This window comes from Vibrio sp. Vb1755, assembly GCF_033338635.1.
GTDB classification, from domain to species: Bacteria; Pseudomonadota; Gammaproteobacteria; order Enterobacterales; family Vibrionaceae; genus Vibrio; species Vibrio alginolyticus.
In genome coordinates, this window is sequence record NZ_JAWOTA010000006.1 from 54,553 (window position 1) to 78,825 (window position 24,273).

Here is a 24,273-nt window from a genome sequence, read left to right on the forward strand (position 1 = left end):
TAACTAGTCCTTATTGAGCTGCCATCAATGCCTTTATTTGTTCACCTGTACAGCCAAAACGACGTTCTCGGTTGATAAACCAAGTCACAGCTTCTACCAAACTGTCTTCATCGAATTCTGGCCAGTACTCTGGTGTAAAGTACATTTCTGCATAAGCCATTTGCCACAACATAAAGTTGCTGATGCGGCACTCTCCACTGGTGCGAATTAAAAGATCCACTTCCGGTAGGTCTGCCATGGTCAAATGCTCAGTGATTAGCTGCTCATTGATATCCTCTACACGAATTTCACCGTTACGTGCTTTTAGCGCTAACGTTTTAGCAGCTTCTGTGATGTCCCATTTACCGCCATAGTTGGCTGCAATGTTGATCACCATACCCGTGTTATCTGCCGTTAGGTTTTCTGCTTCTACAATTTTCTTTTGTAGACGCTCACTAAATCGACTGGTATCACCGATCACGCGCAACCGTAAGTTATTTTTGTGTAGTTTTTTTACTTCACTAGACAGGACCGTGATAAACAGTTCCATCAAAAGACCCACTTCTTCCTCCGGACGACGCCAGTTTTCACTACTAAAAGCAAACAGCGTCATGGCTCTAATGCCTAGTTTTGAAGCAGCAGCCACGGTCTTACGAACGGCACTAACGCCTTTTTTATGACCAAATACGCGAGGTTTTCCTTTGGACTTAGCCCAACGGCCATTACCGTCCATAATGATGGCAATATGCTTAGGAAGGGAATCAGAGAAGGCTTGAGAATTTTGCATAGGGAGTTAATTGAGTTCCATCAGTTGGATAGACTAACATAAAAAAACGCTGAGCTGTGAGCACAGCGTTTTCCAACAGTGATGTGTGTGGGAGTATTAAACTTCCATCAACTCTTTTTCTTTTGCAGCAAGAACTTCATCGATCTTCTTAACTGCAACGTCAGTTAGCTTTTGAATTTCGTCTTGTGCTTTACGGTCTTCATCTTCAGAGATTTCTTTATCTTTTAGAAGCGCTTTAAGATCGTTGTTTGCGTCACGACGGATGTTACGAACAGCAACACGACCACCTTCAGCTTCACCACGGACGATCTTAACTAGGTCTTTACGACGTTCTTCCGTTAGCGGTGGAAGTGGAACGCGGATGATAGTGCCAGCTGACATAGGGTTTAGACCAAGGTCAGACGTCATGATCGCTTTTTCTACTTTCGGCGTCAGCTCTTTATCAAAAACCGTGATTGCAAGTGTGCGTGCATCTTCAGCAATAACGTTTGCTACTTGGTTTAGAGGTGTTGCTGCACCGTAGTATTCTACAGAAATACCAGATAGTAGGCTTGGGTGTGCACGACCTGTACGAATTTTAGAAAGGTTGTTCTTAAGCGCTTCAACGCTTTTATCCATGCGCTCTTGCGCGTCTTTTTTGATTTCGTTAATCACAGTTTCACCTTAAAAATGTCATCTTTCCTGAAGAAAGCCTAAAACGGTTGAGCAAAGCAAGCACCACCCTAACGCTTTGGAGTGGCACCTTAAGCCAAGCTTATTCGTTGATGAGCGTGCCTTCTGCTTCGCCCATAACCACGCGACGTAGTGCGCCTGGCTTGTTCATATTAAATACGCGGATTGGCATTTTGTGGTCACGAGCTAGCGTAAACGCCGCCAAGTCCATAACTTTCAGCTCTTTATCCAGAACTTCCGCATAAGATAGCTTATCATACAGCTCTGCGTCTGGGTTTGCTACAGGGTCAGCAGTAAATACACCATCAACTTTCGTCGCTTTTAGTACGACATCCGCTTCAATTTCGATACCACGTAAACAAGCAGCAGAATCCGTTGTAAAGAACGGGTTACCAGTACCAGCAGAGAAGATGACAACTCGGCCTTGGCGAAGCTCACGGATCGCATCAGCCCAATTATAGTCGTCACATACGCCTTTTAGAGGGATTGCAGACATAACGCGCGCATTTACGTATGCACGGTGAAGAGCATCACGCATCGCTAGGCCATTCATTACTGTAGCAAGCATACCCATGTGGTCACCAACTACGCGGTTCATACCAGCTTCAGCTAGGCCTGCACCACGGAACAAGTTACCGCCACCGATAACTACACCAACCTGAACACCCAGTTCAACCAGTTCTTTAACTTCTTGTGCCATACGATCAAGGACCGCAGGATCAATACCAAAACCGTCTTCACCTTGAAGAGCTTCACCACTCAGTTTTAATAGAATACGTTGATACGCTGGTTTAGGGTTCGTAGTCATGGAGTTTACCTTCCAAAGAGAGTTGTTGATTAACAGTCATGAATAGACACAACTTCAGTTATGGCTATTCATCACGGCTAATCGTTCACTGCTCATAAAAAGACCGCAGCCTTGGCTACGGTCTAATCTTTATACAGTCTCTAAGGATTAACCTTTTTGAGCTGCTGCAACTTCTTCAGCGAAGCTCATTTCTTCTTTCTTCTCGATACCTTCACCTACTTCTAGGCGAACGAACGTAGAAACTGAAGCACCTTTTTCTTTCAGCATTTCGCCTACAGTTTTCTTAGGCTCCATGATGAAAGCTTGACCTGTTAGAGAGATCTCGCCAGTGAATTTCTTCATGCGGCCAACAACCATCTTCTCAGCGATTTCAGCAGGCTTGCCTTCGTTCATTGCGATTTCAACTTGAACCGCTTTCTCTTTTTCTACTACGTCAGCTGGTACGTCTTCTGGGTTAACGAACTCAGGCTTAGAAGCAGCAACGTGCATTGCAACGTGCTTAAGAGTTTCTGCGTCGCCTTCACCAGCAACAACAACACCGATTTTCTCACCGTGACGGTAAGAAGCGATTGCAGTGCCTTGAACGTATTCTACGCGACGGATAGTGATGTTTTCACCGATTTTAGCTACTAGAGCTACACGTGCGTCTTCGAATTGTGCTTGTAGTTCTTCAACAGAAGCTTTTGAAGCTAGAGCTGCAGCTGCAACTTCTTCTGCGAATGCAGTGAAGTTACCGTCTTTAGCAACGAAGTCAGTTTGGCAGTTAACTTCAAGAAGAACAGCAACGCCGTTTTCTTCTTTGATGATGATTGCGCCTTCAGCTGCAACGTTACCAGCTTTCTTAGCTGCTTTCGCTGCGCCAGATTTACGCATGTTTTCAATTGCTAGTTCGATGTCAGCGTTTGCTTCTACAAGCGCTTTCTTACATTCCATCATGCCAGCGCCAGTACGCTCGCGAAGTTCTTTAACTAGAGCAGCAGTTACAGTTGCCATTCTGTCTTCCTCGTTTGATTCGAAATAAGGTAAAAAACAGGGGCCTAACATTGTCGGCCCCCATTGCTAACTATAACTTAGTTTATGCTACACAAAGGTTTCACATAGACCAAGTGTGACACAGAGCCGCTATTATTCAGCTTCTACGAAACCGTCTTTTTCAGCAACTGCAGCTACGTCTTTGTTACGACCTTCAGATACTGCTGAAGCAGCAGCGTTCAGGTATAGCTGTACAGCGCGGATCGCGTCGTCGTTACCTGGGATTACGTAGTCAACGCCGTCTGGGTTAGAGTTAGTATCTACCACAGCGTATACTGGAATACCTAGGTTGTTAGCTTCTTTAATTGCAATGTGTTCGTGATCAGCGTCGATTACGAATAGAGCGTCTGGTAGGCCGCCCATGTCTTTGATACCACCAAGAGATTTCTCTAGCTTCTCCATTTCGCGAGTACGCATTAGAGCTTCTTTCTTAGTTAGTTTGTCAAAAGTACCGTCTTGAGATTGAGTCTCTAGTTCTTTTAGACGCTTGATAGACTGACGAACTGTTTTGTAGTTTGTAAGCATACCGCCTAACCAGCGGTTGTTTACGTAAAACTGGTTGCTTGCGATTGCAGCTTCTTTAACAGCTTCAGATGCAGCGCGCTTAGTACCTACGAATAGAACCTTACCTTTCTTCTCGCCAACTTTAGCTAGTTCAGCTAGAGCGTCGTTGAACATTGGTACAGTTTTTTCTAGGTTGATGATATGAACTTTGTTACGAGCGCCAAAGATGAATGGCTTCATTTTTGGGTTCCAGTAACGAGTCTGGTGACCGAAGTGAACACCAGCTTTTAGCATATCGCGCATTGATACAGTTGCCATTTTAAAATCCTCTATGGGGTTAGGCCTCCACATTCCCCATAACCCCGACCAAGCTTCTGCTCAGCACCCCGGAATATGTGACGGAATGTGTGTGATTTAAAGATAAAAGGTTATTCGGATGAAGCTTGCTTCGCCGCTTAACTTTGCTAAACGAAGAGAACAGTCCTCTATTCCGGCGCGCTTTATACCATATTTTAGCTCACTGTGGCTAGTAAAAATTATTTCTTCACCGAGCCACTTTCTCCTATTTATAAGCAAAACTTTAAACATATGATCGAATTAAGAATGATGCATATTCCTATCTAACTTGGGTTAACGCCCCGATGTCTGATAGAATGCGGCCATTCGCACGTTTACGTGCTTAGGAATAAGTAGAGAAAGCCAATGTCAATCAAGATTAAAACTGCTGAAGAAATAGAACGCATGCGCATTGCGGGCAAGCTAGCCGCAGAGATTCTAGAAATGATCGAACCACACATCAAAGTTGGTGTGACGACAGAAGAGTTAAACAAAATCTGTCATGAGTACGCTCTAGAAAAAGGCGCATACTCTGCTCCGCTTGATTACCATGGTTTCCCTAAGTCGATCTGTACTTCAATCAACCATATCGTATGCCACGGTATTCCAGCGGAAAAAGACGAAATCGGTAGCAACGGCCAAATGAAGCCGGCGGTACTAAAAGATGGTGACATCTTAAACGTTGATATTACCGTAATCGTTCCAAATGATGAGAATGCCGATCTGAGCGTGCGTCCTCAGGGTTACCATGGTGACACTTCTAAGATGTTCCTAGTCGGTGATGTTTCGCCTGCAAACAAACGTCTGTGCATGGTAGCTCAAGAAGCACTGTACGTTGGTATGCGTACCGTTAAGCCAGGTTCAACGGTTGGTGACATCGGTACAGCTATCGAGAAGTACATCAAAGAGAATAACAAGAACAATCCTCGCAACAAGTTTTCTATTGTGAAAGACTTCTGTGGCCACGGTATCGGCGATGAGTTCCATGAAGAACCACAAGTGGTTCATTACAAGAACAAAGACCGCCGCGTATTAAAAGAAGGCATGTGCTTTACTATTGAGCCGATGATTAACGCAGGTAAATTTGGTTGCTCTGTTGATGCACAAGATGACTGGACTGTTTACACGGGCGACGGCAAGAACTCTGCGCAATGGGAACATACCATTGTTGTAACAAAAGAAGGTTGTGAAGTACTGACGCTTCGTAGCGACGATACGATTCCTCGCCTAATGAAAAACGCGTAAAGCTGACGACCACTCGTTGTTTACTATATCCCTGCTTCGGCGGGGATATTTTTTATCTGCCGCAAATTTGTTAGATTGTTATTAGATTAGCTTGCACGGATGGCAAATATGACACTTCAGTCCCCTCTTACCTTTTCCGATGAACAAATCAATATCGGTGAACTCAAACAAGAATTAGAGAAGTTTAGCTCTAATCAAAACCAAGAGTTTCTCAATCATCATCCGGTAACAAGCTTGGTTTTAGCCAGAGCTGAATATATGGATCTGCTTCTCAATCGTTTGTGGCAACATTTTGGTTTCAAGGATATTTACAACATTTCCCTAGTTGCCGTTGGTGGCTACGGACGAGGCGAGCTGCATCCGCTCTCCGATATCGATATTTTGATTCTGTCGAACAATAAACTGCCAACCGCGTTAGAAGCAAAAATCAGCGAATTCATTACGCTGTTGTGGGATTTAAAACTCGAGGTCGGACACGCTGTTCGCACCGTTACTGAATGTGCTGAAATTGGTAAAGCCGATCTAACGGTCGCGACAAACCTGCAAGAAGCGCGACTGCTGTGTGGAAGCGAGGACACCTTTCAGGCACTGAAGAAAGTCGTGTTATCAGACTCCTTCTGGCCAAGTGAGACGTTTTACCGCGCTAAAATTCAAGAGCAGCGCGAACGCCATGCACGTTACCACGACACGACCTACAACTTAGAACCGGACATTAAATCAACCCCTGGCGGGCTGCGCGATATTCATACATTAAGCTGGGTCGCTCGACGTCACTTTGGTGCTACTTCATTGTTGGAAATGAGCCGATACGGATTTTTAACTGACGCAGAATACCGAGAATTGGTTGAATGTCAGGACTTCCTTTGGCGAGTACGTTTCGCTCTGCACATGGAGCTTCGCCGCTATGACAACCGCTTGACCTTTGCTCATCAAGCACAAGTTGCGGAAAATCTAGGCTACGTCGGAGAAGGCAACCGAGGCGTAGAAATGATGATGAAAGAGTTCTACCGCACGCTTCGTCGTGTGGCAGAGCTCAATAAAATGCTACTCAAACTCTTTGACCAAGCGATCATTAATGGTGGGGCGACAGAAAGTGCCGAGATTCTCGATACGGACTTTCAACGTCGCGGTTCTTTAATTGAAGCGCGGAAACCCGCATTGTTCCAAGCTCGCCCAGAAACTATTCTGGATATGTTCTTACATATTGCTAACGACTCAACTATTGAAGGGGTGAGCCCACCAACGCTGCGTCAACTGCGCACCGCTCGGCGTCGGCTCAACAAGTTTTTGCACACCATTCCTGCTGCGCGTGAAAAGTTCATGGCGTTATGTCGTCACCCTAATGCTCTTCACAAAGCATTCAGCCTCATGCACCGATTAGGGGTTATGGCGGCCTATTTACCGCAATGGAGTCAGATTGTTGGTCAAATGCAGTTTGACTTATTCCATGCCTACACCGTTGATGAACACAGTATTCGCTTACTTAAACACATCAACACTTTTAGTGACCCAGAAAATCATGCGAAGCACCCTATTTGCTGTGACGTCTACCCTCGGATGCAAAAGAAAGAGCTGCTGATTATTGCCGCTATTTTCCACGATATCGGGAAAGGTCGTGGCGGCGATCACTCGATTATCGGTGAAGGAGAAGCGTACGACTTCTGCATTGAGCATGGTTTATCGAAGCCCGAAGCGAAACTTGTCGCTTGGTTGGTAAGACATCATCTATTAATGTCTGTCACCGCACAGCGCCGAGATATTTATGATCCTGATGTCATTACCGAGTTTGCCAAAAAAGTCAGAGACGAAGAATCTCTCGATTATCTTGTATGCCTGACAGTTGCAGATATTTGTGCAACCAACCCAGAACTTTGGAATGCTTGGAAACGAACTTTACTTGCGGAGCTGTATTACTCCACACAACGTGCTTTACGTAGAGGCCTAGAGAACCCTGTCGATGTGCGTGAGCGAATTCGCCACAATCAACAAATGGCCTCCGCAATGCTGCGCAAAGAGGGGTTTGCCGCGCGCGAAATTGAAGTATTGTGGCAACGCTTCAAAGCTGACTACTTCCTTCGTCATACCCATACGCAAATCGCGTGGCACTGCGAACACTTACTTCGCATGGAAGATCCGACTAAGCCTTTGGTGTTGATCAGTAAAAAAGCCACTCGTGGCGGCACTGAGGTGTTTGTATATACGAAAGACCAGCCTGCTTTATTTGCGACAGTCGTGGCGGAGTTAGATAGGCGTAATTTTAATGTACACGACGCGCAAATCATGACCAGCAAAGATGGGCACGTGATTGATACCTTTATGGTACTCGATCAACATGGCGAAGCGATCGATGAGTCTCGTCACGCCGCGGTGATTAAACACCTCACTCATGTACTGGAGGCAGGCCGACCAACCAAGATTAAAACGCGCCGTACTCCGAACAAACTTCAGCACTTTAACGTGAAAACCAAAGTCGACTTCTTACCAACCAAAGGTAAAAAACACACTTTAATGGAGTTTGTCGCGCTAGACACACCAGGGCTGTTGGCCAAAGTAGGCCGTACGTTTGCTGATTTAAATATCAACCTTCATGGTGCAAAAATCACCACCATTGGTGAGCGAGCAGAAGACTTGTTTATTTTAACCAGTGATGCAGGGGGAAGATTAAGTGAAGAACAACAGGATGAGCTAAGAGAGAGATTGATCGAAAAGTTATCTGATGAGGTCGCAGCTTAGATCAAACCTGCCAATCTTTTCGGTTCAGGGCGAGAGCGATCTTGCCCACAAGTTAAGCATTTTGGCTAAATATCAGCTATCTAGCTCATACATAGGCTGCTACAGTTATATCAATATCAATTCGATGTAATAGAGGTAGCCTATGTATCCCCACCTCACTGGTTTGGGTATTCACGACCCTAAGCAGATTGAACGTTATTCCCTACGCCAAGAAGCACACAAAGACGTACTCAAGATCTATTTCCACAAGCAAAAAGGCGAACTGTTCGCTAAAAGCGTTAAATTCAAATACCCGCGCCAAATCAAAAATGTTCTTGTGGACAGTGGCAGTCACAAATATAAAGAAGTAACGGAAATCAACCGTAACCTCACATTAGTCATTGATGAACTGAATAAAATCACTAAGCCAACGAAACAACCTGAGGTTGATGTAAAAGAGAAAATTCTTTCAGACCTTCGTCATTTAGAAAAAGTCGTTTCGAGCAAGATCGCAGAGATCGAAGCGGATCTTGAAAAACTAAAGTAAAACGTTAAGTCTTAATGACCCGTCCTGATATGGGTTGACACTTTTTAACTAAAACGCTCGATGTACTTCATCGGGCGTTTTGTATTTTAAAGCCGTATGAGGCCTCATTTGATTATAGATATCTACGGACTCTGCTACCATCGTCCTTGCTTCTTTCAGATCTTTCGGTTTCTTCAGCAAGAGCTCCATTTTGAGTATCCCATTTACACGCTCAGCTAAAGCATTCTGATAACAGTCATACCCGTCAGTCATTGAGCAAGTCACTCTATGTTTCTTATGGATATCTTGATATTCCTTCGAACAGTATTGTGAGCCTCTATCTGAGTGGGGTATTAGCTTTTCTTCACTCTGCCGTTGCCTGAGAGCTGAGATAAATGCCCGCTTAACTGATTGAGTTTTCATGTTGTCATCCACATAAAAACCAACAATCTTCCTTGAATAAGCGTCTGTAACCAAGCTGAGATAACTCTCTCCATTTTGAGTTGGCAAGTAAGTAATATCAGCAACCCACAGTTGTTCTGGCTTCGTTGGTGTCAGCCCATCTTTCACTTTGTTTGGGTGACAGAAAAATCGATGACGGCTGTCAGTCGTTCGGTGATAGGCTCGTCTTGCTCTCACTAACAGCCGATGCTTTCTGAGAAGTTCAAAGAGCTTATCGCGACCTATTTGAATGCCCTTTGTTGCTGCTAAGAACTTCAGTTTACGCGTGCCAATGCGTGGCTGCTTCAGCCTGACTTCACGGACAAAGCCAATGACAGCATGCTCATGATGTTCACAACGAGATTGAGTTTGGCATTGCTTATAATAAGCTTGGCGAGAGATTTGTACTAACTGACAAAACTTCGTAACGCTCAAACCTACTATGGTTTTCTCTTGGACAACGCTTCTTTGTGCTTTTTTGTCACTCTAACACCATAGTCACGTTCCATAACGTTCACGACAGCTTCAAAGAAGTCGGCTTTGAGTTGAGCATCTTCGAGCTGCTTCTCAAGCTCTTTAATACGTTGCTCTGGTGTAGGAGGTGAATTGAACTCGGCCATAGAGTCTCCTTTGGACATAAAGTTAGGTGTCCCTTTAGACCAATCTAGTCGACCATGCTTACGAAGCCAAACCAAAACCGTAGAGCAACCTTGGATGCCATACTTCTCTTGGGCTTGTTTGTAAGTGAGGCTTCCTTTTTCAACCTCATCAACTACAGTGAGTTTAAAAGCGAGGGAGTAATCGCGCTGAGTTCTTTTAGTTGTTGATTTCATAACACTCTCCAATTTTGGGGGTGGAAAGTGTCAACCTTATTTAGGACGGCACATAAATATTAAAAAGGGTTAGCATTGATGCTAACCCTTTTTATTTGTACTCAATCATTATCTAGATCTAACTGCGCCGATTATCGGTTCATCCCACTCAAATCGAGTAAACAATTGCTGCCAAGTTTCATCAAGATTGGCCGTCATGACAATCTCTTGATCGGTAAATGGATGGACAAACCGTAACTCTGAAGCATGCAGTAGCAAACGATGAGAATCAAACTCTGTGCGATACAGCTTGTTGTGCTTTCCATCCCCGTGCGTTGTATCACCCACGATCGGATGGCGTAGATGTGCCATATGACGACGAAGTTGGTGCTTACGCCCCGTTTTAGGTTTCATCTCAACTAAGCAATAACGCGTTGTAGGAAATTTACCCGTCGAATAGGGAACCTCCACTTTAGCCAACGGCTTATATTCCGTCACCGCTTCTTGCGCTTCTTTTTCTTGTGAAGCGAACTTATCAGCAATCTTGTCTAACTCCACTTTGAGTGCGTAATCCAAGACGCCCTCTTCCTCAATCCAACCGCGTACTATCGCGTGGTATGTCTTTTCCATTTTATGTTCAGCAAACATCGGCATGACTTGTGATGCGACTTCACTCGACAAAGCAAACACGAGCACACCAGATGTTGGACGATCCAGACGATGCAATGGGAACACATGCTGACCAATTTGGTCGCGCAAAGTTTGCATGACAAATTGAGTTTCGTGCTTATCTAACCAACTGCGATGCACTAACATGCCGGCAGGCTTGTTGACCGCTACAAAATATTCATCCTGATAAACGATCTCCAGCTCAACTGGTTCTGAAGATCGCGCTATTTTTTGTTCTAGCATTAATTTACTTACACAGTTCGTCAATGGTTCGGATTGTAACGAGCAGCTCGGCGAACTGCGGTTCCTGCTTCCACGCTTCTGAAAAATAGGGCTCGAGAGAAAACCCTCTTGGCAGTGGTTGGTTATTTTTCACTAGTGCGTGCATTCTGGCTATAAAAATCCACTGCAACCACTCATGAGGGTGCAACGTATCAATCGCAAATGGCTCCGCACTTTGTAAGGCTTGCTCTGAAGGCATAGTGTATTGCCACAATTTATGCTCTCTAAGCTGCGTTTCAAGTTGGTGAAGTAAGTCGACCAATTGAGTATTTGTTACCATTAATTCTATCTCGAACCTTGAATTAGCCGAGAATGATACCATTTCTTGTGAAAAGAACGTTAGGACGTCGTATTTAATGGAAAACATTCAAACCCTCACTCAACTGTTGAACAACAGCCACTGTGATTATCAAATCTTCGATCTTGGTCGCCGTATCAAAACCATCGCTAAGAAAGAGTTTACCGATGTAGAAAAAGGTCAAGCACCTTACCCATTTCCAATGCAACGTAAAGCACACCTAGCCATCGCGTACTGGAATGAACAAAAGCAACCTTGGATTTGGTTTCTAAAGTTTGAATTGGACGAGCGCGGTTTGTTAAAGCAAGCGGATATCGGCAATTTCATTAAATACGTAGTGGAGGCTATGGGAACACGCCTCAATGATGATATCACTGAAGAGCAACAGCAAAAGCTGTCTAACAACCCATACACTTTCAAACCTTCCGAAGATAAAATGGCCGTGTTTCATAGCCAGGTCCGCGCAAACCTCAATCTTCCTACCAGCCAATATTACGAGCATACCCAGCATTACTTCTCTGGAGGTTTAGGCTGGGATAATTGGCAAACTGTAGGTCTGCAAGGGATCACAGACATAGCCGCTCGCCTGGACAAAGAGCAAAACGGAGTAATGATACGCAAAGCGTTGAACCACCTACCAAATGAGCCACTTTATGCCCTATTAGGTGCGCTTGAGCATGTAGAGCTACAAGAGCGTTTAGCAGAACGTATCGCAGAAAAGGCACAGCAAGAAATCGCAAGTAGCGAACCTGATCTCTTCCTACTTTCAGTACTTATCCGAGCCCTTGCTGGTGCACCAACAGAAGTCGCCTCTCCAGTATTAGATGCGATATTGCATAGCCCTCGTTTAAGCCATCAGGAGGTATTGATTGGTGTGGCGGGCCGCGCTTGGCACTTACTCGCCAATGAAAAGGTAGCGGAACAGTTTTTGCTGCGTTTAGCTCAAACCGGTAATCAATCCCTATTTAATCAGTTATTTGCCGATTTAGTGATGCTGCCAGAGTTAAGAATGGTGTTATTGCCTTTGCTGCATTCAAACCCATCAGAGGAACTAGCAAATGCGCTAGTCAGCTTACAACAAGCAACAAAAAGCTAAGAAAGGTTCAGGAATGATTGGTGATCTTTTAGCAATTTTAGGGCTCTGCTTTTTCTGTTACCTGTTTTGGCAACAGCGTCGCCAAGCCGAACTCGCAAAAGCGGCCATCACGCGTAAATGTGAGCAATTGGATCTCCAATTAATCAGCATCGCCTTTGGTGCCCATAAACTAAAAACGCCAGACGGAGTCTGGCGTTGGCATACGGTGTATCAATTTGAGTTTTCATCTCTTGGTGATGATTGCTACCAAGGAGAGTTAACCATGGTCGGTTTCAGGCCGCAGAACTTTCACCTACCACCGCATCGCTTGTAAATTCCATTTCAAAGTAAGGACCATATACATCCTTACTTTCTTTTGTTTTAACAAATCCCAGCTTTTTCAGTACCGCCATAGAAGCCTGATGATTGCTATTCACGTTAGCTTTCACCTTATTCAAGCCCAACTCACGGCACGCTTTGGGGAAAAATGCTTTTAGTGCTTCTGTTGCTAACCCTTTACCCCAATATGATTTATCAAAAATAAACCCTAATTCAGGTTCGGAATCGAGATTAGCAATAAACACGTGCCCCATATAGTCACGACTGGTGCTCTCTAGCACTGCCATACTATAAATGTTCTCATCATCCAGTATTTTCTCAAACATCTGTTTGGCAGACGCAACTGTATACGGACCATTCAATTCAGCACGGTTTTTCGCACAGCAATTCAGCATGACGAATTCTAGTTGCAACGACTCATTGTAGGGTAGAAGAAGCATTCTTCTGGTTACTATGGCCACATCTGTTCCTTGATTACAACAAACTTAATCTATCCGCAGATCACAAACTCGATGAGCTGAACATGCTCAATGATTGCGGGCTAACACCTTGTAGAGAAGCCGAAAGTTAAACCAACTGGTTGGAAAGGATATTGATCTGAGTTGTTTTTTATTAAGTGTTATTAGGAATTTATATATTTTGTGATATTGATATCCCCAAATAACATCGAGATGCTTAATTCAATGAGAACACTGGATATCGTTTTTATATAAGAAAGACCCCGACACATAAGTATCGGGGTCATGGTCTTACTCGCAGCAGTCCGGCTACTAAAAGTGCTCCATGCATCATCCATAATAGTGGCTGATTCCGTCAGCTTATTCCTTACGTCGCCGTCCTAGCGGTGTCCTTATCATCCTGACTGCTAACATTCCTCGTTAGCACACGTCACTTGTTCCTTGAGCGGTGTCCCTTGCATCTTCCTGATGCTGTCCATAACCTCAATCCTAGAGGGGTCCATTGTCTATCCTTAGTCATCAACATCCTATTGATGATCGTATCCTTACAATGTCCTACGCTCCATGCTTGATTAATCATCCTGACCAACCAAATCGTCTTCCTGACGATAACCAAATCCTTGGTGCTTTCCTGTTCCATGTCTGCTTCCTGCTGACAACTCTCAATTTACGCCTTTTCCAAAAATAGACAATCTATCTAAGATAAATATTTGGCTCCCACATTGGTTAACAAGTTGTTAAATCATTATTTATCAGAAACTTAAGCTCTTCAGCTTCTCTTTTTCCGCTTACGAAATCGTTTTCTCTCACAACCTATGTAAGAGATCTCTCACACTACACTCTCCAAAATGCCATTCGCCAAATTAGCGCACTCAACGTATGATGATAGATATATCGTTGTTAAGGATTAAAAATGTTAACTCAAGACGTTACTAAAGAATTAGAAGCGGCAATGGAACAGTTGCAACAACAAGGAAAAGAGCCAACCGTAGCGTTAGTGAAAGCACGATTGAAAACGCCAGTTCCAATGCCAGCGTTAATCACCGCAATAAAAAGTTGGAAGAGTGCTCAACGCGTACCCAAGGTTGAAATCGCAGCACAACACCACACCGATAATGATCGTCTTGAAGCCCTAGAACACACCGTAAAAATGCTAGCCATTCGTATTGAAGAGTTAGAAGCGAAACTCAGTGAGAAATCATCATGAAGTTATGGGTAGATGCAGACGCGTGTCCGAAAGTTATTCGCGAAACCATTGTGCGTGCCGCCGAGCGTACGGGGATTGAATGTACGTTTGTCGCTAACCACGTTGTCCCTGTGCCGAAAAGAGACAACATCCACTCGCTACAAGTCCCTGCGGGATTTGACATCGCAGACAACGAAATCGTCAAGCGTGTAGAAGCCAACGATTTGGTGATCACGTCAGATATTCCGCTTGCAGATGAGGTTATCTCTAAAGGCGCTCAAGCCCTCAGTTCTCGTGGCGAGCTCTATACAAAAGACACCATCAAAGCTCGCCTAAATATCCGCGACTTTATGGAAACCATGCGTTCAAGCGGAATTCAGACAGGTGGGCCCGCCGCGCTTTCTCAAACCGATCGACGCGAATTTGCAAACCATTTGGATCGTATTTTGGCGAAATTTAAGAAGTAACCCTCACTCTATTCATATTGAGCCAGCAAATAAAAGCCTGGCTCATTCCTGAAAATTCATTCTCAGCATTGCACCCAAAGCGTGCTCTTACTCCCATTTGTTTTGTTCTGTTTATTTTTCATCTCGCTCACCATAGCTTCAATATGCAACGTGGTTTATTTTGAACGACGTTTTTAATAAGTGTATAGAGAATAATGGGCTTTAACATCGTTTCCAGTGGAAGCTACCTGCCAACGAATCAATGGTCTGATCGAGAGATGGATCACTTCCTAAAATTAGCGCCAGGGACCTGCCGAAATAAATTCGACGTTGAATATCGTCATGTAGCCAATACAAAAGAGACCGCTATTTACATGGCGGTGCAGGCAATAGAGCAGTGTTTAGGAAACACACATACCTTAAGCTCCGTTGATCTCCTTATCTACGCTAGCGGTACACACCACCAGTCTCTACCCTACGACGCTTCAGCGGTTCTCGCCGCGTTAGACGCTCCAACATGGCTAGAAAGCTTTGATTTGAACAGCACCTGTTTATCCTTTCTCTCTGCGCTTGATCTTGCTCAGAGTCTATTCTTAGCAAAACGGTACCGTCGGATTCTTATTGTCACCAGCGAACTCGCCACTGGCATCACACTGAATCGAAATTTTACGCTCAAACCAGAAGTTGCAACCTTATTCGCGGACGGTGCCGCCGCATTTTTGCTCGAAGAACACAACGATGATGGATTGCTCACCAGTCACTTTGAAACGCATCATACCGGGTATTCATTTTGTCAAATTAAGGGCGGAGGTAGTCATATCAATCCGCATACCTCCGAGCATCAAGCCTATTTAAAAAGTTGCCAGTTTGAGATGGAGGGCAAAGCACTCTTTAAGCATGTGCGTAAAGCCTTACCAGCGTTTCTAAAAAAAGGGTTTGACGCCTCTCCGGTAACACTCGGCGATATTGATTATTTTCTTCCTCATCAAGCCAGCGCGCACGGATTAAAAAAACTGCCTTCACTCACCGGGCTACCAACAGAGAAAACCGTTAATCACTTTTCGACTTTGGGAAACCAAGTCGCCGCCTCACTCCCAATTAACTTACACTGGCTGCGTAATCAGCCAGAAACCGCAGGAAAACATGTGTTATTAGCTGGCACCGCCGCAGGGTTGTCGCTAGGGATGGGAGTGCTAAAACTATGAAGATATTGGTCACTGGTGGCAGCGGGATGTTGGGTAGCGCAATTCTGAGAATGTTTCACCAGCAACATGAACTGCACTTTACAGCACGAAACACAGTCATCGCTAAACAACTCGCCGAGCAATTCGATGTTATCCCACATATAGTCGATTTAAGAGACCACTCAGCAGTTCATGCGGTATGCCAAGGTATGGATGCAATCATCCATTGTGCCGCTCTCTCAAGCCCATGGGGAAAGTGGCAGGCGTTTTATCAAGCCAATGTAGATGCCACCAAAAACCTCGTCAATGCGGCTAATACCTATCAAATCTCGCGTTTTATCCATATTTCCTCCACCAGCGTCTACTTTGACCATCAAGACCGTTGGAATATTCGAGAAACCGACGCCATAGCTTCATACTGGTGTAATGATTACGCACACACAAAATACCTATCGGAAATTGAAGCCGTAAAAGGCCAAAGCAAAGCGATCATTTTAAGACCGCGTGGCATTTTTGGACCCAATGATCGCGCTATTATCCCAAGAGTGCTTAAGGCGATAAAAAACAACACTCTGCTTCTGCCATCGGGTAGAAATCCTGTGGTTGATCTGACTTATGTCGATAACGTTGCCCATGCAGCGATGCTCGCTTGCACTCAGGCAGACCGACTTCAGCATGGTGATGTGTTCAACATTTCCAACAACGAACCAATGCCAATTGAGACTGTTCTGCAAGCTTTATGTGAGGGGTTAAACCTAAAAGTAACGTTACAATCATTACCATATGGCGTTGTATCACCATTATTAAAGCTCAGTGAGCAAATACGAAGGCACTTACCACATCAGCCAGAACCAAGGCTCACCTCATACAGCGCAGGATTGTTTAACTATCATCAAACTCTGGATATCAGCAAGGCGAAACAAACACTGAATTACCAACCGCTTTTTTCAATTCAAGAAGGAATACAGCAGTATGCAAACTGGTCTAAAAATAAAAATCTTTGAGGTTGGACACTGCGTACACCCAGGCTTTGTTGTCAAACCAGGTTCTGGTATCAAGCCTAGAGCATTTCCGGCAGCCGTTGCGTTAATTCAGCACCCAACACAAGGCAACATCCTGTTTGACACGGGATATCACGAGCATTTTTTTAGCGCGACTCGTCCCTTCCCTGAACGTTTTTATGCTTGGACAACACCTTGTCGCTATAACAAAGAACACGGAATTGTTGCGCAGTTAGCAAAAGAAAGTCTCAAACCTCATGATATTGAACACTTAGTACTCTCCCACTTCCATGCTGATCACATTGCTGCCGTGTCTGAGTTTTCCCACTCTCAATTGCATTGCCAACAAAAAGGGGTGGATGCAATTACTAAGAGTGGTCGAATTGGAGGCGTAAGAAAAGGATACCTAAAAGCTCTACTTCCTCCACAACTTGAATCTAACTTATTCATTCATAGTGACTTTTCCGTACCAATCAGCCAAATTATTCCTCAGTGCCAAGGTGTTAATTTGCTCTGTAAAGACATGTTCGACGACGGATTCATTTATATGGTTAGCTTGCCAGGCCATGCTGCGGGTCAAGTGGGCTTGCTAGTTAAAAGAGACCAAAGTTGGCTGTTCTTACTCGCCGATGCATGCTGGTTAATCGAGAGCTTGAGTGAAAATATCGATCAACATTGGCTGGCGAACATGCTTTGCGATGATACAAAAGCCTATAAAAACACCCTCTCCGAGTTGAGAAGTTGCTACCAACAAACCCACCACTTTGTTCGCTTCGTGCCTTCACATTGTCAGGAAACTATCCAGCAGCTAATCAAAGAAGGATGGATGAAGTGAGAACGCTTATCTCAGAATTCTGGCGAACCCGCTACCGCCCCTTCGGCTCAAGGGAACAAGTCGAAACATGGCAGCAACAACACTTAACGCAACACTTGGATTGGGTATGCCGTCATTCACCGTATTACCGCTCACTTCAAGGTGCACCACTCAGTGATTTCCCTATCATGAATAAGCAAACCATGATGGAGAACCTTTCAGAGTTGAATACGAAAGGCTTAGATGCTGAACAGCTAATGCAACAAGCACTCGAAGCAGAACAGTCACGCAACTTCGCCGCTTCGAAAGTTGGCGATGTTACTGTTGGGCTTTCTTCGGGCACATCAGGCATACGCGGGTTGTTTCTTGCTGACAAACAGGAAACGCAACTGTGGGCTGGCAATATATTGGCTCGCCTGTTGCCCAACCTATGGCAAAAGCACCGAATTGCGCTAGCCTTGCGCGCCAACAGCCCACTGTATAAATCCGTCGCGAAAGGCCCTGTCACATTCTTTTATGCGGATTTAACTAAACCTTACCAAGAATGGATAAAAGAGCTAGATGAGTTCCAACCCACGCTTTTAGTTGGTAGTGCGCAAGCTCTTCAGCTCTGCGCCCAGTTCAGCGGTCAATTTGGTCAACCCGAAATTCAACCACAGCGGATCATTTCTGGTGCAGAAGTCCTAACTGAGAGTGACCGTCACTTTATTTCTCAACGGTTCGACAGCGAACTCCATGAAGTCTATCAATGTACCGAAGGTTTTCTTGCATGTACTGATCAGCATGGACAAATGCGCTGGAATCAGGATGTTATTTACATCGAAAAACATTGGCTGAATACCGAACGTACTCATTACAGCCCAATTATCACCGATTTTCGTCGTAAAACTCAGCCCATTATTCGTTATCAGCTCGACGATATTATTGAGAATAAACAGGATAATGGCGTATTTGAACCTCTTGGCGCGATTGCCGGACGATGTGGTGATCGCCTCACGCTAAACGCAAACCACGTCCCAGTTACGGTGTTACCAGATCTCATCTACCGCGCTATAACACTATCTGCCAAAGGTCGCGTGGATTACCGAATCACCCAAACAGGGTCACAAGCCATTCAAATTGAAGCGGATGTTCACCACCATCGGGTTATACACCAAGCCTTGATAAAGTTGTTTGACCAATTGCGGCTTGATCCTGTCAGATTTAGTTACCGCCCTGCGCCTATTTGGACGCCAATGAATAAACAACGACGTGTGGTGAACATATGCGGGTCTTAATCACCGGAGCCCGAGCACCAGTTGCACTAGAGTGGGCAACCATGTGTATGCATCATGGGCATGAAGTAATTCTCACCGATTCGCTAAAAAAGCCTCTGGGATCGTTTTTGCGAGGTATCGAGTCTTATATACCCACCGCTTCACCTCGATTTGCGTTTCCCACCTATCAACAGCAGATCCTAAAAATCATTACTCAGATGCGTATTGATATAGTGATACCCACTTGTGAAGAAGTTTATTACTTGGCTCATGTTGCCAAACAATGCCCAGAAGTAGATTTTTTTCTGCCCAATGTGGGACTACTCAATGCCCTGCACAACAAGTTGACCGTCTTTGAACAGCTTCAGGGTTTGCCAGAAATCACACTTCCAAAAACTCGTTTGGTCGCTGATAAAAGTGAGATTGAAATTAATAAGAGGACCGTTCTAAAGCCCGTTTACTCTCGGTTTGGCGGGCAAGTCATAAGAGATGTGACGACTCAGTCTATTTCTGCCGCCACGATATCGCCCCTTTTCCCTTGGGTTCAGCAACAAAAAATCCAAGGGACTCCGGTGTGTAACTATGCCATTTTTGAACATGGTGAACTTAAAGCACACCAAGCTTATGTACCGAAATACTGTGTAAACAGCTCGGCCGCCAGTGCTTTTCAGCCGATCTCGTGCGAACGACTAGATAGATTTATCGCAACTTTTGGTAAACGTCATACTTATCATGGGCAAGTGTCGTTTGACTTCATCAAATCACAAGATGAACTCTACGTGATTGAATGTAACCCAAGAGCCACCAGTGGTTTGCACCTACTCTCGTCTAGATGCAGTCAACTGCTCCCTAATATGGCATTTACTGCCCCTTCCAAACAGCGACTGCATCATTTAGGGCCAATAACACTCATCGCTGAAGGAGGGTTATCCCTGTTCAAGGCTCGAACTTGGCAAGATTGGTGGTCTGGAGTGAATGTAATGCAACAGCATAACTTGCCGGTAGGGAGCCAAATCCGGAGTGTGTTTGAATTACTCCGGTTAGCTAGGCAGAACAAGACGAAGTGGAGCAACGCTTCTACCGTTGATATTGAGTGGAATGGAGAGGCATTGAACTCATGACACTTTCCTCTCAAGAATGGCATAAAACCTTTATCACTCTTATGCAGTCGAATCCCATTGATGAATGCACAGCAAGCTTTGGTTGCTACTATATCGATGATGTTGCCATTCCCTACTCCGTAACACCAAAAATACCAAACAACTGTTATGCCGTGTCCCCTATGACACTACTTAGTGGCTACGCCGAAGAAGAGCTTCACAAAGTCAAAAATGTGGCTGTTCGATGGGTATGTAAGTTACTTATTAATATGACTAAACCAATCTTATCATTGGCTGGATTGGATCAAGTCCAAACGCTCAACAATCAGTGCTTGTCCACCAATATGTATAGCGAACAATGGGCAGCCTTAAATCTCGATGAACTGCGTCGCGTCGCACTCGATCAATACCCCACCTTTCCCTTGGTGCTTCGATCCCTCAACCAGCGTCAGCATTCACACTTAATTCAGCGATTGAAGCAGCCAAAATGGCAAAGCTTGGTAACACGACAAGTGTATTTACTTGATGATTGGCAAGCGTTCAGCTTCAACCGAGATTTAACGAAAGACTTCAAACTGCTTAATGATAAAGATTGGCAGTTTAGGCCACTGACCACTGATGAAGAGTTTCAGCGTGCCAAAGAGTTATATGACATGCTTTACCTTGATAAATACAGTCTCAATAACATCCAGTTTTCAAGCCAATATTTAAAACAGGCGAGCCAGAACAAATTAGTACATTTAGTGGGACTGTTTTATCAAGAAGAGATGCTGGCTACGTTAGGCATTGTAGAAATTGATAATGATATGACTTGCCCAATTTTTGGCTACGATACCAATAAGCCACAACGCCTCGCATTGTATCGTCGAATATCGGCCTATACCATCCGCCATGCAATGATATACCAGCGTCGCTTTAATATGAGCTCAGGCGCTCCGGCTTTTAAACGCAACAGAAAAGCCCGGCCAGAAATTGAATTTAGCTATGTGTATATTGCGCACTTACCTTGGTATAAACGCATAATTTGGAAAAGCTTATGCTGGCTCACTCAGCACTTTTATCGCCCTTTGTTGATGCGTTTTCAGCTATAAACCGACATCTATAATCAGGTAAGCCTGCGTACACAGTCTCAATCGATAAAAAAGCCTGCGACGTTCGCAGGCTTTTTATAATGGAGCTGTGTGAGGTAACCGTTTTCTACGGTGTGTAGTATGTTGCTGCGCCAGGGCCTACTGGTAAACCAAATACGAATACCCATAGGTAGAAGAGCACACTCCAACCTACAATGAAGCAGATTGAGTAAGGTAGCATGGTCGCGATCAGCGTACCGATACCTAAGTTCTTCATGTAACGAGTCGCTACGGCAAGAATCAAACCAAAGTAGCTCATCATTGGAGTAATGATGTTTGTCGTCGAGTCACCAATTCGGTAAGCAGCCTGAATCGTTTCCGGTGCATAACCAACAAGCATCAACATAGGAACAAAAATCGGAGCCGTTACTGCCCACTGTGCCGATGCCGAACCAATCATTAGGTTAATAAAGCCACACATCAGGATGAAGGCAAAGAACAACATTGGACCAGTTAAGCCAATTTCTTGCAGGAAGCTAGCGCCAGCAACCGCGAATACCTGACCGAAGTTAGTCCATTTAAAGAAAGCAACGAACTGAGCCGCAAAGAAAACTAATACAATGTACATGCCCATAGAAGACATAGATTTCGCCATTGCATCAATTACATCGCGATCCGTCTTCATCGTGCCAACAACTTTACCAAACACAAAGCCTGGAATAGCAAAGAACACAAAGATGAATGCCACGATACTTTTCAGGAATGGTGAACCTGCAATTGTACCTGCATCAGAACGTAGGATGCCGTCTTCTGGAACAACCGTCCAAGCAAGCAGCGCTGAAACAACCAGTACAGCAACACCTGCTAGTTTTAGGCCTTTCTTCTCAATGTCTGTTAAGCCACCCATTTTGTCGTTCGACAAATCTTCTGAGGCTTCTTCTTCACTGTATTTGCCAAGCTTTGGCTCAACAATTTTTTCAGTAACAAACGCACCTGTGATTGCAATGAAGAATGTCGACACAAACATGAAGTACCAGTTAACTTCTGGACCAACAGTGTAAGTTGGGTCGATCATTTGCGCCGCCGTTTCAGTAATGCCTGACAACAGCGGGTCAACCGTACCAATAAGTAGGTTTGCTGAGTAACCACCAGATACACCAGCGAACGCCGCAGCAAGACCGGCAAGTGGGTGACGACCTAAAGAATGGAACAGCATTGCAGCCAGTGGAATAAGTACCACATAGCCAAGCTCTGATGCCGTATTTGAAATGATACCCGCGAAAACGACCGTCACTGTTACCATGCGTTGTGATGCACCCATGACTAAGCCACGCATTGCTGCAGATAGCAAGCCTGAGTATTCAGCAATAGCAACACCCAACATCGCAACCAATACCGTACCCAAAGGTGCAAAGCCGACAAAGTTTTTCACTAGATTGGTAACGATTAGTTCAAGGCCATCAGCGTTAAGCAAGCTAACGACATGAATCATGCCATCCGCGGCACGACCTTTTGCACCCTCAGGACGAGGATCAACTACGGAAACTTCGAAGTATCCTGCAATACCCGACATCACCAGAATGGCTAAACAGAAAATGGCAAATAGTGTGATCGGGTGGGGTAATAAGTTCCCCAAATATTCGACAGTATCCAAAAAGCGCGTAAACAGCGGCTTCTTAGGCGAGTTTTGTTTAATTGAATCAGATGAACTCATCTGTTCCCTCCTTGTTTTTATTCCTATGCAAATGTGACAAAAATGTCAAAAAGCGTGCGAAGGGTACTTGAGTAGAAGGTCAAATAAAAGCCCTAAATGTTACAAACTGTGACGAACAGAGGCATTTATAACCAACATTGAATAAAAATGTAGATATTTCATCCATGTAAGATAATTAACTCAACATTATCAATTAAACAAAACCATAAGTTAGATATATGCAGGTTGATTACTTTTGCACAGCTTTGAATCTCGGGTTCGTTTTACAAATGACATAAAGACGCCCTCTCCGTTTTACAATCTGGCAATCCGGATGACGACTTTTTGCACTTTTTAATGATTTTACTACCTTCATGATTTATTCCTTTTCGCTCTTAAATTGACCAAAACGACGGTTGAAGTTCGCAATGCGACCTTCGGTTTGTACAACGCGCTGTTTACCGGTGTAATACGGGTGAGAAGCTGACGACACATCTAACGTAAAGTAAGGGTAAGTTTTGCCATCTTTCCATTCGATGGTTCTCTCCGTTTTCAACGTAGAACCAACGACAAAGTACTTATCTACACTGGTGTCGTGGAACACCACAGGACGATATTCAGGGTGGATTCCTGGTTTCATAATACTTTTCCTTTTAATTAAATTGTTATGTTATAACATTTTAATTAATAATCATTATCAACAAGAAAAGCAAGAGAAATTTGTGATACTTTTCATCTCAATGAATTCTTAAAGATGTCCACCATGTATTCCATCGAACCCATCGGCGTCATTGAGACACCGTACAAAGAAAAGTTTGCAGTTCCGCGCCAACCACGCTTAGTACCAGAGGCTAAAGCACGCGTAAAACTGTTAGGTGCAGCAAATAGCCCTGAAGCAGTGCGTGGGCTAGAACAGTTCTCTCACGTTTGGTTGTTGTTTCTATTTGATCAGAATCTGGAAGCTGGTTGGAAACCAACTGTACGTCCGCCACGATTAGGCGGCAATGAACGAATTGGTGTCTTTGCCTCGCGCTCGACTTTCCGTCCAAACGGAATCGGAATGTCAGCCGTTGAAGTGAAAGGAGTCACTAAGCAAGGCGATCAAATCTATCTTGATTTAGGCAGTGTAGATCTCGTGGATGGGACACCGATTGTGGATATTAAGCCTTATATTCCCTATTCGGATTCTATTTCGGAAGCACAAGGCGGATACGCAGACCAAGAACCAGAAAAGTCACAAGTCACCTTTTCTGCTCAAGCATTAGCAACGATAGAAAATCGACCCGATACTGACTATGTAAGATCAGTCATTGAACAAGTTCTGGCACAAGATCCTCGCCCTGCATATAAGAAAAACAAGCCGGACGACAAAGAATATGCGGTAAATTTGTTCGACTTGAACGTAAAGTTCACAGCAACAAGCAACTTAATAACGGTTACCGCTATTGAAAGCTTTTGACAAACGCAATTGGCTGATATTATAGACGGCTAACAAATTTCCCTTTAGGGAACTCCCATACTCCTGCTTATTCAAGCTTGAGTATCTAA

Annotated in this window: 26 protein-coding genes; 14 read left to right on the forward strand and 12 right to left on the reverse strand. The window is 44.4% G+C overall.

Features of this window, described 5'->3' with window-relative positions; all coding sequences use genetic code 11:
- Nucleotides 1-10: 10 nt before the first annotated feature.
- From R7E00_RS07935 to rpsB, 5 genes are all read right to left on the reverse strand, one after another.
- A complete protein-coding gene (locus tag R7E00_RS07935) occupies nt 11-766 on the reverse strand; it encodes an isoprenyl transferase (RefSeq protein WP_005380331.1) in 756 nt (251 codons plus the stop codon).
- 96 nt (nt 767-862) lie between these two features.
- Nucleotides 863-1,420 carry a ribosome recycling factor gene (gene frr / locus R7E00_RS07940; protein WP_005380330.1) on the reverse strand — a complete coding sequence of 186 codons (558 nt, stop codon included), beginning with the start codon at nt 1,418-1,420 and terminating at the stop codon, nt 863-865.
- Between the two features lie 100 nt (nt 1,421-1,520).
- Complete coding sequence (pyrH, locus tag R7E00_RS07945) at nt 1,521-2,246, reverse strand: UMP kinase (RefSeq protein ID WP_005380329.1); 726 nt, start codon at nt 2,244-2,246, stop codon at nt 1,521-1,523.
- A gap of 147 nt (nt 2,247-2,393) precedes the next feature.
- Nucleotides 2,394-3,239: a translation elongation factor Ts gene (gene tsf, locus R7E00_RS07950; RefSeq protein WP_005380328.1), complete on the reverse strand. Its 846-nt coding sequence runs from the start codon at nt 3,237-3,239 to the stop codon at nt 2,394-2,396.
- Nucleotides 3,240-3,371: 132 nt separating this feature from the next.
- The gene (gene rpsB / locus R7E00_RS07955) at nt 3,372-4,100 is read right to left on the reverse strand and encodes a 30S ribosomal protein S2 (protein WP_005380327.1); all 729 of its coding nucleotides are present in this window, start codon (nt 4,098-4,100) and stop codon (nt 3,372-3,374) included.
- A 384-nt stretch (nt 4,101-4,484) separates the two neighbouring features.
- Between rpsB and map the strand changes: the two genes are divergently transcribed.
- The 3 genes from map to R7E00_RS07970 all read left to right on the forward strand — a co-directional run bounded on the left by map (nt 4,485) and on the right by R7E00_RS07970 (nt 8,622).
- Entirely contained in the window at nt 4,485-5,363 is an 879-nt protein-coding gene (map, locus tag R7E00_RS07960) for a type I methionyl aminopeptidase (protein ID WP_005380326.1), read from the forward strand.
- Between the two features lie 108 nt (nt 5,364-5,471).
- Nucleotides 5,472-8,096 (forward strand): bifunctional uridylyltransferase/uridylyl-removing protein GlnD, encoded by a 2,625-nt coding sequence (glnD, locus tag R7E00_RS07965; protein WP_017636037.1) that lies wholly within the window; start codon nt 5,472-5,474, stop codon nt 8,094-8,096.
- Between the two features lie 142 nt (nt 8,097-8,238).
- Nucleotides 8,239-8,622, forward strand: coding sequence for a DUF3461 family protein (locus R7E00_RS07970; RefSeq protein WP_005380322.1), 384 nt, complete (start codon nt 8,239-8,241; stop codon nt 8,620-8,622).
- Between the two features lie 48 nt (nt 8,623-8,670).
- Here R7E00_RS07970 and R7E00_RS07975 read toward each other — a convergent pair.
- From R7E00_RS07975 to R7E00_RS07985, 3 genes are all read right to left on the reverse strand, one after another.
- Nucleotides 8,671-9,875, reverse strand: a protein-coding gene (locus R7E00_RS07975) for an IS3 family transposase (protein ID WP_262606233.1) whose coding sequence is annotated in 2 segments (ribosomal slippage) — nt 8,671-9,524 and nt 9,524-9,875 — 1,206 coding nt in all. Because the reading frame shifts where the segments join, the coding sequence is not laid out codon by codon here.
- Nucleotides 9,876-9,983: 108 nt separating this feature from the next.
- Nucleotides 9,984-10,766, reverse strand: a complete 783-nt coding sequence (gene truC, locus R7E00_RS07980; protein WP_005391793.1) for a tRNA pseudouridine(65) synthase TruC — start codon at nt 10,764-10,766, stop codon at nt 9,984-9,986.
- 4 nt (nt 10,767-10,770) lie between these two features.
- Nucleotides 10,771-11,085, reverse strand: coding sequence for a YqcC family protein (locus tag R7E00_RS07985; RefSeq protein ID WP_042521408.1), 315 nt, complete (start codon nt 11,083-11,085; stop codon nt 10,771-10,773).
- Between the two features lie 76 nt (nt 11,086-11,161).
- Between R7E00_RS07985 and R7E00_RS07990 the strand changes: the two genes are divergently transcribed.
- The gene (locus R7E00_RS07990) at nt 11,162-12,199 is read left to right on the forward strand and encodes a DUF3549 family protein (RefSeq protein WP_318124422.1); all 1,038 of its coding nucleotides are present in this window, start codon (nt 11,162-11,164) and stop codon (nt 12,197-12,199) included.
- Between the two features lie 13 nt (nt 12,200-12,212).
- Nucleotides 12,213-12,512: a DUF3301 domain-containing protein gene (locus R7E00_RS07995; protein WP_005380315.1), complete on the forward strand. Its 300-nt coding sequence runs from the start codon at nt 12,213-12,215 to the stop codon at nt 12,510-12,512.
- Here the strand turns inward: R7E00_RS07995 and R7E00_RS08000 are convergent.
- Entirely contained in the window at nt 12,472-12,957 is a 486-nt protein-coding gene (locus R7E00_RS08000; RefSeq protein ID WP_025768243.1) for a GNAT family N-acetyltransferase, read from the reverse strand. The two genes, R7E00_RS07995 and R7E00_RS08000, sit on opposite strands and share 41 nt — an antisense overlap.
- 931 nt (nt 12,958-13,888) lie before the next feature.
- On the opposite strand from R7E00_RS08000, the gene R7E00_RS08005 reads away from it, so the two are divergent.
- From R7E00_RS08005 to R7E00_RS08040, 8 genes are all read left to right on the forward strand, one after another.
- Nucleotides 13,889-14,182 (forward strand): hypothetical protein, encoded by a 294-nt coding sequence (locus tag R7E00_RS08005; protein WP_033905520.1) that lies wholly within the window; start codon nt 13,889-13,891, stop codon nt 14,180-14,182.
- Nucleotides 14,179-14,628 carry a YaiI/YqxD family protein gene (locus R7E00_RS08010; protein ID WP_005380310.1) on the forward strand — a complete coding sequence of 150 codons (450 nt, stop codon included), beginning with the start codon at nt 14,179-14,181 and terminating at the stop codon, nt 14,626-14,628. Before R7E00_RS08005 ends, R7E00_RS08010 begins: the two co-directional genes overlap by 4 nt.
- Nucleotides 14,629-14,822: 194 nt before the next feature.
- On the forward strand, nt 14,823-15,812 hold the full coding sequence (locus R7E00_RS08015; RefSeq protein ID WP_005385334.1) for a ketoacyl-ACP synthase III: 990 nt from the start codon (nt 14,823-14,825) through the stop codon (nt 15,810-15,812).
- Nucleotides 15,809-16,795, forward strand: a complete 987-nt coding sequence (locus tag R7E00_RS08020) for an NAD-dependent epimerase/dehydratase family protein (protein ID WP_258481790.1) — start codon at nt 15,809-15,811, stop codon at nt 16,793-16,795. The genes R7E00_RS08015 and R7E00_RS08020 overlap by 4 nt, the downstream gene beginning before the upstream one ends.
- Nucleotides 16,764-17,627 carry an MBL fold metallo-hydrolase gene (locus R7E00_RS08025; RefSeq protein ID WP_017636031.1) on the forward strand — a complete coding sequence of 288 codons (864 nt, stop codon included), beginning with the start codon at nt 16,764-16,766 and terminating at the stop codon, nt 17,625-17,627. Before R7E00_RS08020 ends, R7E00_RS08025 begins: the two co-directional genes overlap by 32 nt.
- The gene (locus R7E00_RS08030; protein WP_213967766.1) at nt 17,615-18,883 is read left to right on the forward strand and encodes a F390 synthetase-related protein; all 1,269 of its coding nucleotides are present in this window, start codon (nt 17,615-17,617) and stop codon (nt 18,881-18,883) included. The genes R7E00_RS08025 and R7E00_RS08030 overlap by 13 nt, the downstream gene beginning before the upstream one ends.
- Nucleotides 18,871-19,983 (forward strand): ATP-grasp domain-containing protein, encoded by a 1,113-nt coding sequence (locus R7E00_RS08035; RefSeq protein WP_017636029.1) that lies wholly within the window; start codon nt 18,871-18,873, stop codon nt 19,981-19,983. Before R7E00_RS08030 ends, R7E00_RS08035 begins: the two co-directional genes overlap by 13 nt.
- Complete coding sequence (locus R7E00_RS08040; protein WP_149191561.1) at nt 19,980-21,053, forward strand: hypothetical protein; 1,074 nt, start codon at nt 19,980-19,982, stop codon at nt 21,051-21,053. The genes R7E00_RS08035 and R7E00_RS08040 overlap by 4 nt, the downstream gene beginning before the upstream one ends.
- A 106-nt stretch (nt 21,054-21,159) precedes the next feature.
- Here R7E00_RS08040 and R7E00_RS08045 read toward each other — a convergent pair whose 3' ends face one another.
- From R7E00_RS08045 to R7E00_RS08055, 3 genes are all read right to left on the reverse strand, one after another.
- Nucleotides 21,160-22,746: an AbgT family transporter gene (locus R7E00_RS08045; protein WP_005380301.1), complete on the reverse strand. Its 1,587-nt coding sequence runs from the start codon at nt 22,744-22,746 to the stop codon at nt 21,160-21,162.
- 229 nt (nt 22,747-22,975) lie between these two features.
- Entirely contained in the window at nt 22,976-23,101 is a 126-nt protein-coding gene (ykgO, locus tag R7E00_RS08050) for a type B 50S ribosomal protein L36 (protein WP_005380299.1), read from the reverse strand.
- 3 nt (nt 23,102-23,104) lie between these two features.
- Entirely contained in the window at nt 23,105-23,365 is a 261-nt protein-coding gene (locus tag R7E00_RS08055; RefSeq protein WP_005380295.1) for a type B 50S ribosomal protein L31, read from the reverse strand.
- Nucleotides 23,366-23,488: 123 nt separating this feature from the next.
- Between R7E00_RS08055 and tsaA the strand changes: the two genes are divergently transcribed.
- Nucleotides 23,489-24,184, forward strand: coding sequence for a tRNA (N6-threonylcarbamoyladenosine(37)-N6)-methyltransferase TrmO (gene tsaA, locus R7E00_RS08060; protein WP_025768239.1), 696 nt, complete (start codon nt 23,489-23,491; stop codon nt 24,182-24,184).
- Nucleotides 24,185-24,273 lie beyond the last annotated feature (89 nt).

Bases quoted from the DNA above. Each gene is read 5' to 3' on its own strand.
- R7E00_RS07990 (WP_318124422.1), top strand. From the start codon at position 11,162: ATGGAAAACATTCAAACCCTCACTCAACTGTTGAACAACAGCCACTGT.
- R7E00_RS08030 (WP_213967766.1), top strand. From the start codon at position 17,615: ATGGATGAAGTGAGAACGCTTATCTCAGAATTCTGGCGAACCCGCTAC.
- R7E00_RS08035 (WP_017636029.1), top strand. From the start codon at position 18,871: ATGCGGGTCTTAATCACCGGAGCCCGAGCACCAGTTGCACTAGAGTGG.
- R7E00_RS08015 (WP_005385334.1), top strand. From the start codon at position 14,823: ATGGGCTTTAACATCGTTTCCAGTGGAAGCTACCTGCCAACGAATCAA.
- R7E00_RS08045 (WP_005380301.1), bottom strand. From the start codon at position 22,746: ATGAGTTCATCTGATTCAATTAAACAAAACTCGCCTAAGAAGCCGCTG.
- truC (WP_005391793.1), bottom strand. From the start codon at position 10,766: ATGCTAGAACAAAAAATAGCGCGATCTTCAGAACCAGTTGAGCTGGAG.
- tsf (WP_005380328.1), bottom strand. From the start codon at position 3,239: ATGGCAACTGTAACTGCTGCTCTAGTTAAAGAACTTCGCGAGCGTACT.
- R7E00_RS08020 (WP_258481790.1), top strand. From the start codon at position 15,809: ATGAAGATATTGGTCACTGGTGGCAGCGGGATGTTGGGTAGCGCAATT.
- R7E00_RS08005 (WP_033905520.1), top strand. From the start codon at position 13,889: ATGTTAACTCAAGACGTTACTAAAGAATTAGAAGCGGCAATGGAACAG.
- R7E00_RS08040 (WP_149191561.1), top strand. From the start codon at position 19,980: ATGACACTTTCCTCTCAAGAATGGCATAAAACCTTTATCACTCTTATG.
- R7E00_RS08010 (WP_005380310.1), top strand. From the start codon at position 14,179: ATGAAGTTATGGGTAGATGCAGACGCGTGTCCGAAAGTTATTCGCGAA.
- R7E00_RS07985 (WP_042521408.1), bottom strand. From the start codon at position 11,085: ATGGTAACAAATACTCAATTGGTCGACTTACTTCACCAACTTGAAACG.
- R7E00_RS08025 (WP_017636031.1), top strand. From the start codon at position 16,764: ATGCAAACTGGTCTAAAAATAAAAATCTTTGAGGTTGGACACTGCGTA.
- R7E00_RS08000 (WP_025768243.1), bottom strand. From the start codon at position 12,957: ATGCTTCTTCTACCCTACAATGAGTCGTTGCAACTAGAATTCGTCATG.
- glnD (WP_017636037.1), top strand. From the start codon at position 5,472: ATGACACTTCAGTCCCCTCTTACCTTTTCCGATGAACAAATCAATATC.
- R7E00_RS08055 (WP_005380295.1), bottom strand. From the start codon at position 23,365: ATGAAACCAGGAATCCACCCTGAATATCGTCCTGTGGTGTTCCACGAC.
- pyrH (WP_005380329.1), bottom strand. From the start codon at position 2,246: ATGACTACGAACCCTAAACCAGCGTATCAACGTATTCTATTAAAACTG.
- R7E00_RS07995 (WP_005380315.1), top strand. From the start codon at position 12,213: ATGATTGGTGATCTTTTAGCAATTTTAGGGCTCTGCTTTTTCTGTTAC.
- R7E00_RS07970 (WP_005380322.1), top strand. From the start codon at position 8,239: ATGTATCCCCACCTCACTGGTTTGGGTATTCACGACCCTAAGCAGATT.
- rpsB (WP_005380327.1), bottom strand. From the start codon at position 4,100: ATGGCAACTGTATCAATGCGCGATATGCTAAAAGCTGGTGTTCACTTC.
- ykgO (WP_005380299.1), bottom strand. From the start codon at position 23,101: ATGAAGGTAGTAAAATCATTAAAAAGTGCAAAAAGTCGTCATCCGGAT.
- map (WP_005380326.1), top strand. From the start codon at position 4,485: ATGTCAATCAAGATTAAAACTGCTGAAGAAATAGAACGCATGCGCATT.
- R7E00_RS07935 (WP_005380331.1), bottom strand. From the start codon at position 766: ATGCAAAATTCTCAAGCCTTCTCTGATTCCCTTCCTAAGCATATTGCC.
- tsaA (WP_025768239.1), top strand. From the start codon at position 23,489: ATGTATTCCATCGAACCCATCGGCGTCATTGAGACACCGTACAAAGAA.